Annotated in this window: 8 protein-coding genes and 1 pseudogene; all 9 read left to right on the top strand. The window is 49.7% G+C overall.

Features of this window, described 5'->3' with window-relative positions; all coding sequences use genetic code 11:
• Positions 1–75 precede the first annotated feature (75 nt).
• Entirely contained in the window at positions 76–1947 is a 1872-nt protein-coding gene (locus tag CBW46_RS04165) for a beta-L-arabinofuranosidase domain-containing protein (protein WP_089198767.1), read from the top strand.
• Positions 1948–2137: 190 nt separating this feature from the next.
• Positions 2138–2923: a sugar phosphate isomerase/epimerase family protein gene (locus tag CBW46_RS04160; protein ID WP_089198766.1), complete on the top strand. Its 786-nt coding sequence runs from the start codon at positions 2138–2140 to the stop codon at positions 2921–2923.
• A gap of 475 nt (positions 2924–3398) precedes the next feature.
• Positions 3399–4073, top strand: a complete 675-nt coding sequence (locus CBW46_RS04150; RefSeq protein ID WP_089198764.1) for an NAD(P)H-dependent oxidoreductase — start codon at positions 3399–3401, stop codon at positions 4071–4073.
• Positions 4074–4093: 20 nt separating this feature from the next.
• Positions 4094–4296, top strand: a pseudogene (locus CBW46_RS04145) (VOC family protein); the annotation flags it as partial.
• A gap of 444 nt (positions 4297–4740) precedes the next feature.
• Positions 4741–5208 carry an NUDIX hydrolase gene (locus CBW46_RS04135; protein WP_089198763.1) on the top strand — a complete coding sequence of 156 codons (468 nt, stop codon included), beginning with the start codon at positions 4741–4743 and terminating at the stop codon, positions 5206–5208.
• Between the two features lie 178 nt (positions 5209–5386).
• Positions 5387–7855: an FIMAH domain-containing protein gene (locus CBW46_RS04130; protein WP_089198762.1), complete on the top strand. Its 2469-nt coding sequence runs from the start codon at positions 5387–5389 to the stop codon at positions 7853–7855.
• 215 nt (positions 7856–8070) lie between these two features.
• Positions 8071–9762, top strand: a complete 1692-nt coding sequence (locus CBW46_RS04125) for an endo-alpha-N-acetylgalactosaminidase family protein (protein ID WP_243633205.1) — start codon at positions 8071–8073, stop codon at positions 9760–9762.
• Between the two features lie 66 nt (positions 9763–9828).
• A complete protein-coding gene (locus CBW46_RS04120) occupies positions 9829–13425 on the top strand; it encodes a glycosyl hydrolase family 95 catalytic domain-containing protein (protein ID WP_089198760.1) in 3597 nt (1198 codons plus the stop codon).
• Between the two features lie 463 nt (positions 13426–13888).
• Positions 13889–14851 carry a S8 family peptidase gene (locus tag CBW46_RS04115; RefSeq protein WP_089198759.1) on the top strand — a complete coding sequence of 321 codons (963 nt, stop codon included), beginning with the start codon at positions 13889–13891 and terminating at the stop codon, positions 14849–14851.
• The last annotated feature ends 186 nt before the right edge of the window (positions 14852–15037 follow it).

The raw sequence follows: 15037 nt of genomic DNA, 5'->3' as shown, positions 1-15037 counted from the left end.
ATTACTATTCTTATAAAATTAAGCGCGATATCATAAGGGATGTACCCATCAAACTCTATGGAGGAATGTCGCCTTATGAAAACTAAGCAGAATACCGTATTCACCCCTCTGCCGTTAGGAAGCGTGAAACCCGATGGCTGGATTCGTGACCAGCTGCGCATTCAGGCGGATGGCTCAACGGGACATTTGGAGGAGCATTGGTCGGACGTGGGACCGGATAACGGCTGGCTGGGCGGACAGGGGGAAAGCTGGGAGCGCGGACCTTACTACCTGGACGGATTGATACCGTTGGCATTTTTGCTCGAGGATGAGGAGTTAATCGCCAAAGCGTCCAAATGGATCGAGTGGAGCTTAGCAAGTCAGCAGGAGAACGGCATGTTTGGGCCTCAGCATATCACGACGGTCAATAACGATGTGAACAAAAAGCAGGATTGGTGGCATTACACCATCATGCTTAAGGTGCTGACCCAATACCAAGAGGCAACAGGCGATGAGCGAATCATACCTTTTCTCACACGCTTTTTTCGGTACTTGCATAGCGTTATCGATGAAGCTCCGCTGGATGGCTGGGCGCAGGCCCGCGGGGCGGACTTGCTGTTAACTGTGAATTGGCTGTATGAACGGACAGAAGAAGCTTTCTTGCTGGAGCTTGCACACAAGGTGAAAGAGCAGACTCTTAATTGGTCGGATCTCTTTCAAGACTTTCCGTTTTGGCGGAAATATGAAGGAAGGTTTGATCATCGCACACACGTAGTGAATGTTGCGATGGCAATGAAAACCCCGGCGTTGTTTTACCAGCTAACTGGCGAGGAGAAGCACCGTGAGGCTGTGTATAAAGGCCTTGACAGCTTGATGCGGTATCATGGTCAAGCGCATGGCATGTTCTCCGGCGACGAATGGTTATCCGGGACCCATCCGAGCCAAGGCGTGGAGCTATGTGCCGTGGTAGAGTATATGTTCAGCTTGGAGCACTTGATCAGTATCCTTGGCGACGGGAAGTTCGGCGACCTATTGGAAAAAGTGGCGTATAACGCCTTACCTGCCACGATTTCTGCCGATTGGACCTCTCATCAGTATGACCAGCAGGTGAATCAGGTAGTATGTAACGTGGCAAAACGCAATTGGGTCAACAGGGAGGATGCCAACATTTTTGGATTAACGCCCAATTTTGGCTGCTGTACTGCCAATATGCATCAGGGCTGGCCTAAGCTGGTCTCCCATCTCTGGATGAAAAGCCAAGACAAGGGGCTCGCGGCCGTGGCGTATGCGCCTTGTACGGTCCGGACAGTTACGTCCAGCGGTAAACAGGTCACCGCCAAGATAGAGACGGATTACCCGTTCAAGGAAAGCATTCGTATAGCATTGGCGCTTGAGGATGCAGATACGTTCCCGCTGTATTTGCGTATACCGGCTTGGTGCTCTGAGGTTAAGCTGGAAATCAATGGCGAGAACATTGCCGTACTCAGTGAAAAAGGCTTCATCCGTATCGAAAGGCAGTGGCGGGATAAAGATGAGATTCATCTTACATTCCCAATGTCGCCAACGATGCTTAATCGGGGCAACTATGCCGCCAGTGTGGAGCGGGGTCCGTTGGTTTTTGCGCTTCCAATCGCTGAAAGCTGGCACTGCATCCATACCCGTGAACGTTTTAGCGACTGGGAGATTTACCCCGCATCACCATGGAAGTATGGACTGATCAAGGACCAAGATATCCAAGTACAGATTAGCGCCGTGCCGCATCAGCCGTTCCAGGCGGTAGATGCCCCAGTGCGCCTGGTACTTAGGGGGCAACAGCTGCCTAACTGGGCAATGGAACTGCATTCCGCCGCCGCGCCGCCGATGCAGCCGAAGCTGGACGCCACCCAACCCATAAAACAGTTGGAGCTAGTGCCCTATGGCAGCGCGCGGCTTAGGATAGGGGAATTCCCAATGTTCCGCGGCATTTGACTCAGATCCTTATATCTATATTGCTGCGCTGATTCAGCACTACGGCTCACATCCAATTGCCACACAAGCAATGCATAAGCGGATTCAGAAGCAGTCGGAGTTATACAACTGAACAAATGTGATTGTAACCGATTACACAAACGTTTATATTGAGTATGTAGGTTCAAATTTGATAAGGGAGTTGGATTGGATGAAAATCGCTGCGCAGCTGTACACACTTCGGGATTTCCTCAAGACACCTGGCGACATTGCCGAAACACTAAGAAAGGTGCGGGAGATAGGATACAGCGCGGTACAAGTGTCAGGTCTCGGGCCGATCGGTGCTCAGGAGTTAAAAGACGTGGTGGACCGGGAGGGGCTGACGATTTGTGCGACGCATATCTCTTATGCGGATCTGACCGGCGATCTTGATGCCGTTATCGAGAAGCACATTCTGTGGGGGTGCAAATATGTCGGTTTGGGGGCGATGCCGGTTGACTACCGGACCAGCGCGGACGGATACATAAGGTTCGCAAATGAAGCGTCGGAAATCGGCAGAAAGCTGAAGAAAGCAGGTTTGCAGTTCATTTACCATAATCATAACTTTGAATACGCGAAGTTTGACGGCAAAACAGGGATGGATATTCTTCTCCAAGAGTCGGATCCGGAGGCGATAGGATTTGAGCTTGATATTTACTGGGCGCAGGCCGGCGGCGCGGATCCGGTAGAATGGATTCATAAGCTAAGGGGACGCATGCAGGTCGTTCATTTGAAAGATATGACGGTGACGGCAGACAGGGAACAACGTTTCGCCGAAATCGGTGAAGGCAACATGAATTTCTCCCGCATTTTGCAGGCCTGCGAGGACATCGGTGTGGAATGGGCTCCTGTCGAACAAGACCAATGCTATGATCGCAACCCTTTCGAGAGCTTACAAATCAGCCTGAACAACTTAAAGAAGCTGGGTGCAGGGACTTTGTTGGACGTATCCGGATGATGTCATATGCGCAGCGCGAACAGCCAGTAAAAAATCGCGAGTGATAAGCCTAACGGGATGTCCGAATAACGGACGTCTCTTTTTTTGTCTATGAACACTGAAGGAGGACATAAGAGATGAGCGTCGACAAACTGCAGCGAGCTTGGAATGAACATGGCGAGGGCAGTTTTTCATTCGACGTTTTGGAGCCAATCAAGCCCGGGAGGAGTTTTTGGAAAGTTTGGATGAACTCAACAGATATTAGTAAAAATTGGCGAAGATGGAGCAATTGTGGCTGGAGGAATTGCAGCCGTACGGCGAACGCGGATATAACAAGAGGCCGATCTTAGATAATCAGCCGCTGTTTATGCTAATATTATTCTTTGCATGTAAACAATTTTGAGGAAAAAGAACCACGCGAACTGCTAGCTGGTAACCTATTCTGATATGGAAATAACGAAGCGGAAGACAAATCAATTATTAAAGGGTGAATTTGATGAAAAACACGACAACAAAAAAACAGGAAATTCTCAGAGCATTCCAATTCCGCCATGCAACAAAAAAGTTTGCCCCAAATAAGAGTGTTTCTCATGAGGATTTCCAATTTATACTAGAAGCAGGCAGATTATCGCCAAGTTCAGTCGGATGGGAGCCATGGAAGTTCCTGGTCGTGCAAAATAAACAATTGAGAGACAGATTGAAAGAAGTCAGCTGGGGAGCACAGGGGCAGCTTCCTACCGCAAGTCATTTTGTTATCATTCTTGCCCGAAGAGGACTGAGATACGATTCAGATTACGTGCAGCATCTCAGTAGAAACGTGAAAAAAATACCTGATGATGTCATGGATAAAATAACACCTCGTTATAAAGAATTTCAAGAGTCTGATCTTCGCTTGTTCGAAAGTGACAGAACATTATTCGATTGGGCAATCAAGCAAACGTACATTGCGCTAGGTAATATGATGACAGCTGCCGCCCTGATCGGGATAGATTCGTGTCCAATTGAAGGTTTTAACTATGACAAAGTGCACAGCATTTTAGAAGAAGAAGGATTACTGGAGAATGGGAAGTTCGATATATCCGTCATGGTGGCATTTGGATATAGAGCCGCGGAACCAGATCGACCGAAGAGCAGACAAAGCATGGAAGATGTCGTTCAGTGGATACACTGACGTCGTTGATGGAGGTTATCATGAGACCACGAATTACGGTGATTGCACTTGGTGTGGAGATTTGGAAAAATCGATGAAATTCTATCGGGATGGACTAGGGCTGCCAACGCAAGGAATCGTTGGTAAGGAATTTGAACATGGCGCAGTTGCCTTTTTCGACCTGCAAGCAGGCTTAAGGCTCGCAATTTGGCATCGTAAGCCTGCCGGTGCCTGCGCCAAGGTCCACAATGTCTAACCCTGCGAACTCCCTTATGGTTGCTATCTCTTGGGTTAAGGTGGGTTGCTTAGAAATCAATTGGTGATACTGTTCGGCTCCTGATTCGTGGTAATAAATGCTAACGCTGTCTGACATCCTCAAGTCCTCCGTTCCATAAGATGAATTCCTTGCTATTATAAGAGTGACGCTGCGCTAAGGTCAAAAACGAATGTGTCAACGCCAGCGTTGGTGCATGCAGAGAACCGGCTGTTACGCGCTTCCACCGGAGTACTTCGGAATCCAACGGCCCATTATGGTGTAACTTGTACGAGCAGCCAGTCGGGGGCAGCCAGCGGACGACACCAGCAATATATACTAAATGCGCTCCATGTGCCGAATATTCCCATAAACAACTTTCCCCCTGCATTAAAAGTTTTGCTGGTGTGGGGTTAGGGAGGCCTTATCTGATCCATGCAATTTAATCCACCAAATCAGCATATAGTGAATCAATTGAACATTGGGAGGGCGGATGTAGTGGTGCCAAAACATATCGTGTCTGCAGCAGCAATCGTACTGAATGAGCAAAATGAAATATTATTAATAAAAGGTCCTAGGCGAGGTTGGGAAATGCCCGGGGGGCAGGTAGAAGAAGGAGAATCATTAAGAGATGCAGCGATCAGGGAGACTAAGGAAGAGAGCGGTTTGGATATTGAGGTGACACAATTTTGCGGTGTTTTCCAAAATGTAAGCAAGTCTATTTGTAACACGTTATTTTTAGGGCGACCAGTCGGAGGAGAGTTAACCACGACCCCTGAGTCGTTAGAAGTAGGATTTTTTCCAATCGAGGAAGCATTGGAGATGGTGACTTGGACAAATTTCAGGCAGCGAATAGAGAATTGCTTGAATGCAGAATGTCACCCATTTTATGTTGAGTTTTGATCCGAGCAACAGCAATAGGGGGTTGCTTAATTGGCCGATACATTTTAACATATATTTTGTAAGTGCTTTCAAAGTATGATTATGATAAATATGGAAATGGTGGTGGGTTATGTCGCGTCTGCCGGACAAGCTAGCACGTGCAACGGATATTTCATACAAAAGGAGGTACAAGAATCCAATGGCTGGAAACAAAAATCTCTTACCGGTTGTATTGGTTCCATCGTTGATTCTTGGGTTGCTGCTGCCGTATGGCTATGCCCCAAGAGTACACGCGGCACAGTCTGTGAATCTGCTGCAAAACGCCGGATTCGAAGAAGGAGCGATGGGGTGGGCATTCTCCGGGGACACAGGCATTGAGCAGACTACTCCGAAAAACGGGGCGCATCTGGCGCACTTGAACAAAGGAGCCAGCAACGTTGTATCGCAGCGAGTCACCGTCACGGAGACAGGTAACTACTCCTTGACCGCCTGGGTGGGCAGCGCCGGAACCGGGGGCCAGATGGGAGTGCGCAGCGCAGCCGGCCAAGTGTTGAAGAGCACTGCGATATACAGGATGCAGGACTACAAACCCTATCAAATTACCGATGTTAAGTTGACCAAAGGCGACGAGATCGAGATCTACGTGACCGGCGGAAATAATTGGATAAATTTGGATGACTTTGTGTTTTACCGGGATGATGCTAACATCAGCTCATTCAAACTGGTCGGACAGATGGGCGAATCAGAGATTGATCGCGTTGAAAATAAAGTAGTCTTTTATATGCCTCATGGCAGTGACGTCACATCATTGACACCGGAAATCGCTGTGTCGGACGGAGCACAAATTACAGCGGCACCTGCCGGTAAGCTGGATTTTTCCCAGCCGGTAAAATACACCGTGCAAACGCCGGATGGCATCGTGAAGCAATGGGAAGTGACTTGCATCATGGAAGCAAAGAGCATCGCGGTCAACAGTTCCCACCGACAGTTAAATGAAACGTTCAATTGGGCCAAGTGGAAAGCGCAAAAATATGTGCAGACCGGTAAGCGGGGGCTAATTAACGAGGACGAAAGATTGAATAGTCCGTCATCCATCGCAGATTATATTCCTTCCTACTGGGCAGGGTATGCGCACCGAACCGCGTTTTACGCAAGGGATTTTGCCCACCAGGCCACAGGAGCGCATATCATCGGCCTGCAGCAAGAGAATTTCTCCATGTTGAAGCAGTTTGCCGGCAGCGCAACAGAGGAGAAAAAATGGTATCCTTCGTGGGCGCTGAACTTTGACGGCAGCGATTTTAAACTTGATTTTCGCAGTATCGATTCGTTTGTCAGAGAGGTGCCGGCGGTTTTTGAAATCGTACAGAAAGGATATGAGCAATATCTCTGGACAGGCGACGAGCAGTATATTCGAGATCCGGTGCTGTGGCAGTTTTACACCAAGGCCGTGAGTGATTTTATCGAACTGCATGATACCCGTTTTCCTAACGGCATAGCGGAAGGCACCGGAAAAGGGATTTTTAGCGGGTCGGCGAGCTACAACGAACGCGGCGACGAACATTTGATCGAAGCGGGGGACGGCACGGCAGCACAGTACTTGGCGTTTTTATCGTATGCTCAAATGCTCGAGGCCAGAGGTGACTCGGCTCAGGCGGCGGCATATTTCAAACGTGCGCAGGATCTGAAGACTCATTTCAACACAGTGTGGGGAGTAAAAGAAGGAGTGCCTGAGTACATCAGAGGGTACAGTGAAGATGGCACCGCACTTCAGGGATTCGGCCGGGAAGCGTCACTTTTGATGGCAACCAAGCTCATTACCGAGCCCGGTGCGAAGACCGATGCATTTTTAGATTATCTCGATGAGAAGTATGCCACGGAAAAGGTGCCGAACATAGAGGCTTTGTCGTATTTGCCGGATACTTTTTTCTTGTATGGCCGAAATGAAACCGCATGGAAATGGATGAAACACATCATCGACAGCAGACCGCTGCCCCATGAAGTGGCTTCACAAGGAAGCAACGGGGACTATCCTGAAGTCTCATACACGTTGATCAGCCAAACCGTGGAAGGTCTTGCCGGCATACAGCCGAATGCGCCCAAACATCAGGTGGCCACAGTGCCGCGTTTGCCCAAGGACATCGATTGGCTTGAGCTGAATTACGTTCCCCTTGGCGCACATGAGCTGTATGTGAAACATGAGGGCACGACCAAAACAACACTGAAACATAATAAAGGACCTGAAACGCTTGAGTGGGAAGTTCAGTTTTACGGCAGGTTCCCGCTGCTCTTTGTCGACAACAGGATTTATCTCACCAAACAGAAAACACTTAACGGCAAAGATGTGAGCTATATCACCGTCGACGTGCCAGTTGGCAAAACGGTAACCGCCCAAGCTATACCACAATGGACTGTGCTTAAGCTGTTGGCCCTGCTGGAGCAATACTTGCGTTCGCAGGATGTGAAAGGACCTGTCGCAAATCAGCTGTCCAATGCATTGCAGCAAGCTGAGCATCATCTGAGTAAGGGGGCCGTTGACCAAGCTATCCATGAGTTGGAAAAAATGGTCAGGGACCTTCAAGATGCTAAGATGGCGCCGCATGTTTCACATCAAGCGAAAGAAGGTCTGATGGCCGGCATCGCCGAGCTGCTTAAGCAGTGGCGGCCATAATACAATAGCATCCTCCGGTGAAGCGGTTCATCGGAGGATTTCATTGCACAATCGACCAGTGTAGAAAACAGCGGTCAAAGTGTAGATTTTGCACAGTCCAACTAGGCGAGAGGCTCTGATACAATTGGTATGTAAGCGCTTCCTACACACATCCCCACAATTGGGAGCATGCTTCACAAATACTAAATGATGAAAGAGAGGAAATTTACGTGCAAATGAAATTTGTCACTGGTTTGGTGTCGGCGAGCCTGCTGCTGCCCCTAATGGTCAGTTGGCCCGCCCCTGTTAACGCTACTGCGCGGGAGGCGGAAGATCTCAGCAGTCTCATTTTGACTGCGGACCAAACAACGATCAACCTGGATGGCACTGCTGCACTTACGTTGAAGGGAGTATCGCACGATGGTCGTCGCGTAGAGCTGGATTCTGCTGACATCGAGTATTCGGTGAGCGATGACAAAATAATTTCGTCCGTCGAAAAAACGAAGGAAGGGGCGATTGTCCGCGCGGGAACCATCACGGATGGTCAAGCTACGGTCACGGCTACCGTGACTGACGAGGACGGAGATAGGAAGACGGCGAGCGTGCCGATCCATGTGAATCTGGCTCCTGACCGGCCTTTTGTGCACGACTATCATGAGACGTTAACGATGAAATTGTTTATGGCTGACAACAGTGGGAAGGTCTTTCATACTTTTGAGCAAGGCATGGAGACCATCAAGAGAATAGATCAGGCGACGAGGGGAATACCCAAAATCATTTATCTTGTCGGATGGCAATATAACGGCCATGATACCGGCTATCCTGCGATGGATGTGGTTAATCCGAACCTGAAGCGCTCACAGGATGAAAATGCGGAGGACAGCCTGAAATGGCTGATGCAGGAAGCTTTTAAATACAACACAACGGTCAGCTTGCACATCAATATGCTGGATATTCGGGAATCCAGTCCGCTTTGGGAGACTTACCTGGAGAATGACTTAATCGCTAAGGATCCCAATGGCAACTTAATCAAATACCGCTGGGGTTACCCTATCAGCTACACTCGCGAATGGGAGTCAGGCTTTACGAAAAAAAGAATTGATAAGCTGTTCGATATGCTGCCGATCAAGAAAGCGGGCACGATCCACATCGATGCGTTCCATCAGTATGTACCAGGTTTACCGGTCGGACCGATCAGCCCATACCATGACATATCCATGGATCAAGATGTCGAAACCCAGAAGAAAATATTCCGGTATTGGAGAGACCGTGGAGTTGACGTAACTTCAGAATTCGATGCAGGCTATCGCAAAGATCCGCTTATCGGACTTCAGCCCATGGCATGGCATTTTGGCAGGACCGGTCTGGACGGGTTAAAGCTTGATCCGATGAAGATTCCGGCCTCGCTGTATGTCGGCGGCGACGGCGGCGATCCACGCTTTGGGACAAGCATGCTGGGAGAGAACATTATTAAAAACGATCCCGAGAATCTAAGCGGCTTCCAAGCGGATTTCGCCACCAAAACACTGCCATGGCAGTACTTGAATCAGCTGAAACGACTGACGGATGTGAATGGTGTTGTGACGTTTGAGAATGACGTGAAAAGCTGGAATGAGAATGGAAAGCTGCGCATCACCCAAGGAGACGCGGTGCTGAGGGATGGAAATGATGTGTTTGTGCCGGCTCTCTGGAACCAAGAAAAGTATCGTGAAATCATTGCTTTTAGCAAAGACGGGTATGCGAACAGAACCTGGAAATTTCCAAATGATTGGACAGATGTGAAGAAGGTCGATATCTATACGGTCGGTTTCGATGGTTTGAAGTTAGTTGCCAAAAATCAACCGGTTTCCAATGGGGAAATGACGCTAACGCTTGAAAAGGGGCAAACGCTTTCCATCGTCCCGCATAACGCTAATATGAAGAAATAATGCGGCCTAGGAACGCGAAATACACAGGCGTCGCATAATAAACAATCAAAGCAAGGGGGAAAGCCCATGAAATACGCGACACGTAAGCAGATGCGGACAATGGTGGCAGCTGCAGTGATTGCGACCAGCGTCAGCGCACTCACTTTCGGCAGCTATCCAATCAACGCCAAGGAGCACTCTGGCTACACTCCTGCGCAGGCAGTAATCGACCATCTCAACAAAGATGATTGGTCGGAAATTCAGAAGCTTCTGACCGATATCTACGGCTCTGTGACCTCTCCACTCAAAATCACCGACGTGAGCCAAGGGAAATACACACAAGGGCAGTTAATGGGCAACGGGGATATCGGTGTCATCGCAGCAGGAGTTTCAACCACATCGCAGCAGTTTTACTTCGGCAAGAATGACTTTTGGGGAACCACGCACGGCGAAGCATCCCGCATCCGGGATCAAGCGGGCGTTCTATCCGGCGGAGGGTTGGACATTTGGCCAACGACGGCAGCAGGCAGCAGTGCATCGTCCGTGTTTAACATGAAGCAGGATATCCTGAATGCGCAAGTGATTACCAATATCGAGCTCAAAGATAACGACGGAAACGATGCAAAGCTCGAAATGAACTCGTGGACTGCTGATACCGACAACGTATTTGTCACAGAATTAACCAACAGCGGAGCGGGGGCGGTGACGCTGAACACGAAGCTGTGGGTACCTGCCAAGGCCTATCCGGGCGGCGGTGCTGCAGAGATGACGGACGCGCAAACCACCTACCCGTACACGGGCGGAATTGAGGCAACGGCTCACAATCATATCCTTTGGACAACGCGAGACTCCAGCCCGGGAGAAAGCGGCAGCAGTTCGAATTACCGGAGCCGAATGGCGACCGCCGCGACTGTTGTCGGTGCTGAGCTCACGAATCTACGAGAGACAAGAGAGGCGAACGACTACTATGATCACTACAGCAAGAAGTATCAGGAGTCGCTTGGGGAGGCCGGTGACTTCACCGTGGAGCCGGGCAAAAAGGTATACCTGGTGTCCTACTTCGCCAGCAGCAGCGGTGCGTTCGATAAAATTAAAAGCGTTGAAGATGTACGATCGGATGCACTCAGAGGGATCGCAGCTTACCGCTCGGAAGAAGCGATTGTGCAGTTGAAAAATGAGCACTTGAACTGGTGGAAAAACTACTGGCTGAAAAGCTACACACAATTTAATGACCCTGAGCTCAATAAATACTATTACGGGTCATTATATATTCTTGGAAGCTCCAACAGGCCGACAAGTCCGAACGGCAAGGTGAACCCGCAGAATCTGCCTGCGCCGATGTATGGCTCATGGATACCAGCCGACAATATGGGATGGGGCGGCAGATATTTCTTGAATTATAATCAGCAAGCCCACTACTATGGCGCTGGCTCCGCGAACAGAATCGATACGGCGGTTCCGTACAACCACGTCATCGCTTATAACCTGCCGTGGCAGATCAATAACGCAGCAGCACAAGGGTTTGACGGCGCCGCACACATTAGATCGCTGACTCCGTTCAATGCGTTGGCGAATCCGCAGCCCGCGCCAATAGCAAAGGATCCGGTCAAGACATATGGCTTTGACGACAGCTCGACGGACCAGAAGTCGAACGGGTTGTTCGCCGCGATACCGATGATCTTCTACTACGAGTACACATTGGACAAAGACTACTTGCGTAATGTCCTGTATCCGTACCTGAAGCAGTTGATGAACTTTTACAGTGATTATGTTGTGAAAACTGACGATGGCAACGGCCAATACCATTATACCGTGCTAGGCTCGTCCATCCATGAAGGCGATTCAGCTGACATTAATCCTGATTTGGACATCGGTGCAATGAAATACTTGGCCCAATTTTTGACCACTTACGCACCGGAAATGAAGGAGGATAAAGCGAATGTCAGCAGATGGAAGGATTTAAGCGAACACACCTTCTTCCCGGAAGCGATGCTCCCCAAAGGTACATTCAACGCTAACAACAGCAGTAACTTCGTGCCAACGATGATCGCGACCGATTATCAATCACCCAACCAGCCTCACGTGGATATGATTGAACCGGGCGATCAGCCCGTTGAGCTCGAGGGCATCGTATTCCCGTTCCAAAACGTGCAAATGCTGGACGGGGACAAGGAGCTACTGCAAAAGGTACGTCATACCTTGGAGTACATGAACGCATGGGCGGCGACAAGTTTCTCCGGCTGGAGCAGTCAGAACAACGGTTTTCCTAAGGTGTATGCCATTATGGCAAGGGCAGGCTGGCCGGCGGCAGACCTCATTGCAAAATTCGACACCGCACTGGCGGCAAAGATTAAGCACAGCAATCTGACTTATCATTCTAGCGGCGGTGCAGTGGAAACGGTGGGAGCGATGGAGGGATTAAATTCCATGCTGCTGCAAAGCAGTACGACCCCGCTCGTGCCAAGCACAATCTGGGTACTGCCGAATTGGGATATGAATAAGTCCGTGAGCTTTGAGAGAATGGGCGCCAAAGGCAATGTGGCAGTTTCCAGTGCATATGATGCGAGCACGAAAACGATTCCTTACGTGGATTTACACAGCAAACGGAACGGCATCATCGCCCTGGTAAACCCTTGGCAAACCGGGAAGGCCGTAGTTCGGGCAGTGAACAAGGACAACACACTGGGCGACGCTGTGAAATACGATATTATCGGCGGAAAAATTGTGTTTTACGCGAAAGATAATACCAGATATATGGTCATGAATGATTCGCGCAAAAATACCCGTCATGTTTCCGGTATCAACTTGGATAAATACTCCTCGACCCTAATTGTGAATGGAGCAGATGGTACAGATACCACCGCCGTAACGGCCACCGTGTACGGTGGTCCCGATGATACGGTAACCTGGGAATCCTCGGACAAGGACGTTGTGAGGGTGTATGGCAAGGGCAATAGTGTGACCATTAAGGCAGTCGGCACGGGTAGGAATAAAGTGGCGGACGTGACGGTGACGGCCAGAAGTCAACGGGATAAAGGAATTAGCGAAACGGTCAAAGTGAAGGTTGCCGATGCAAGCACCGTCCCAACCGGTCTGCAATTAGTCAGCCCGGATGCGGCTACCATTTACGGTCCGGCTGCAACCGATCCTTCCACCGCTAAGGTCATGAGCACCAACCGGCTGCAGCTGACCGCTTCAATGGAGCCCGGGAATGCTTACGACAAACGGATCATGTGGACATCCAGCGATCAAAATATCGCGATGGTGGACAAAAATGGCTTAGTCATCGGACGGGGACACGGCACGGTTACGATTACCGGACGAAGCATGGCCAATCCTGATCTTCCACCGGTGACTGCCACGGTTACCGTGACAGCTGCCGGCGCGGACCACAGCGCGGATGAAACGCTGGCGAACGTTTTAACCGCCGCAAAAGCGATTTCGCAATATGAGCAGGACCGCACGGGTGAGGGCGGATTTACACGAGTGTCCGCCAGTCCGCACTGGGAGCCGAATCAGGAGCAATTCCAAAAGGCATATATCAATGCGCTGGGTGTAAAAGCGAAATATGCGAGCTATCGCGCTACGGATATCAGCAGAGACACGGCGTACTTTGCGGCAATCGCTTTGAACGAAGCGATCCGTGCCATTGACCCACGCAAAGCGTTAGACATAGGCAGTTAAGCTCGGACACCTTATCAAATCCCGATGATTAGACTCCAATCCGCCGCGGATCACATCAAACGGCAACAATTTCTGCAACAGAGTAATGACATTGGCTCGTGCTCCATATCGTGAACAAGCCGGTGAACACGACCTATGTAGGAAACAGCGGTTTATGTGCAGCGGGCCCTCTCTGTCTGAGAGGGGCCCGCGGCTCTCCGCAGGAAAATGTGGGGCAGGCTTCGGGCATACAGGTATTTTCCACCCTCTTTGAGGTCACCACCGTAACCGTGGACGTCTGGGAATCCGGCATAAACACGACACCGGAACCATTTTGATAGTTGTCACGTGGGATGCGATACCGATCGCCCGTTCTTGCACAAAAAAACAAAACTTACCAAAGGGCATGTTCGATGACAACTGTAAATGTTAATATATTACTTATAAGGTTGATTTTGATAATCTAATAATGGGAGGAATAAACGTGGGGCGAAAGGTGCACTTGATTCCGTTTGAAGTGGTTAAAACTCTAGAAGCGGTGAGCGAAGTCCCAAAAGGTGTGGAGATGATTCAGGCGCCAAAAATGTGGCAGCAAAGCAGAGGTAAAGGCATAACGGTTGCGATACTCGATACCGGCTGCGACATTACCCACCCGGACTTAAAAGAACGGATTATCGGCGGAAGAAATTTCACCAATGATGATGAGGGAAACCCTGATGTGTATACGGATTACGTTGGGCATGGTACGCATGTTGCCGGGACCATAGCGGCAGTAGAAAATCAGGCGGGTGTCGTCGGGGTTGCTCCTGAAGCCAACCTCTTGATTGTGAAGGTTCTTGGTCAACAGGGTTCCGGCCTGTATGAGTGGATAATTCAGGGGATTCTGTATGCAGTAGAACAAAGAGTGGATATCATTTCAATGTCTCTTGGAGGTCCAGACGACGTGCCTGAACTGCATCAGGCGGTGCAAACAGCCGTCGCTAACGGCATCCCTGTGATTTGCGCAGCAGGCAACGGCGGGGATGGCCAAGATTCAACCCATGAATTTGATTATCCAGGCTCATATAATGAAGTGATCAGCGTAGGATCCGTTAGCTTGGAGAGACGTTCTTCGCCTTTTTCGAACTCCAACAATGAAGTAGACTTAGTGGCTCCTGGAGAGAAGATTCTATCAACCTTTTTACATGGGGAATATGCTGCATTGAGCGGAACCTCTATGGCTGCGCCGCATGTTTCCGGAGCCATGGCTCTCATCAAAGTACTTGCTAATAGCAGCTTCGGACGACATCTCACAGAGCGTGAATTATATGCCCAACTTATAAAAAGAACGGTGCCGTTGCAGAATTCTCCACAAGTCGAAGGCAACGGATTTCTGTATTTGACGACAGCAGACAAGCTAGCAGACATCTTTGCTGAGCAATCTGTTGCGAAGTTAGGAAACTTATGATCAGCACGTAACAACCGCAAACTGTCGACTGCAATTCATTGAGTAGGCGGCCTATCTATAGACTTGTGACAATGACAAACGAGCAAGTACCGGGGCAAATCCGGATTTTGAGAGAGGTGTCGGATGCCATAGCATGCGAAAGGTGCGATGATTCGGATCAGGCCGACGCGGGAGCAGGGGAGCGGG

The organism is Paenibacillus xerothermodurans (genome assembly GCF_002220865.2).
Classification (GTDB): domain Bacteria; phylum Bacillota; class Bacilli; order Paenibacillales; family NBRC-103111; genus Paenibacillus_S; species Paenibacillus_S xerothermodurans.
Note: the sequence above shows the minus strand (reverse complement) of the source record. Positions and strands in the feature narration are given on the sequence as shown.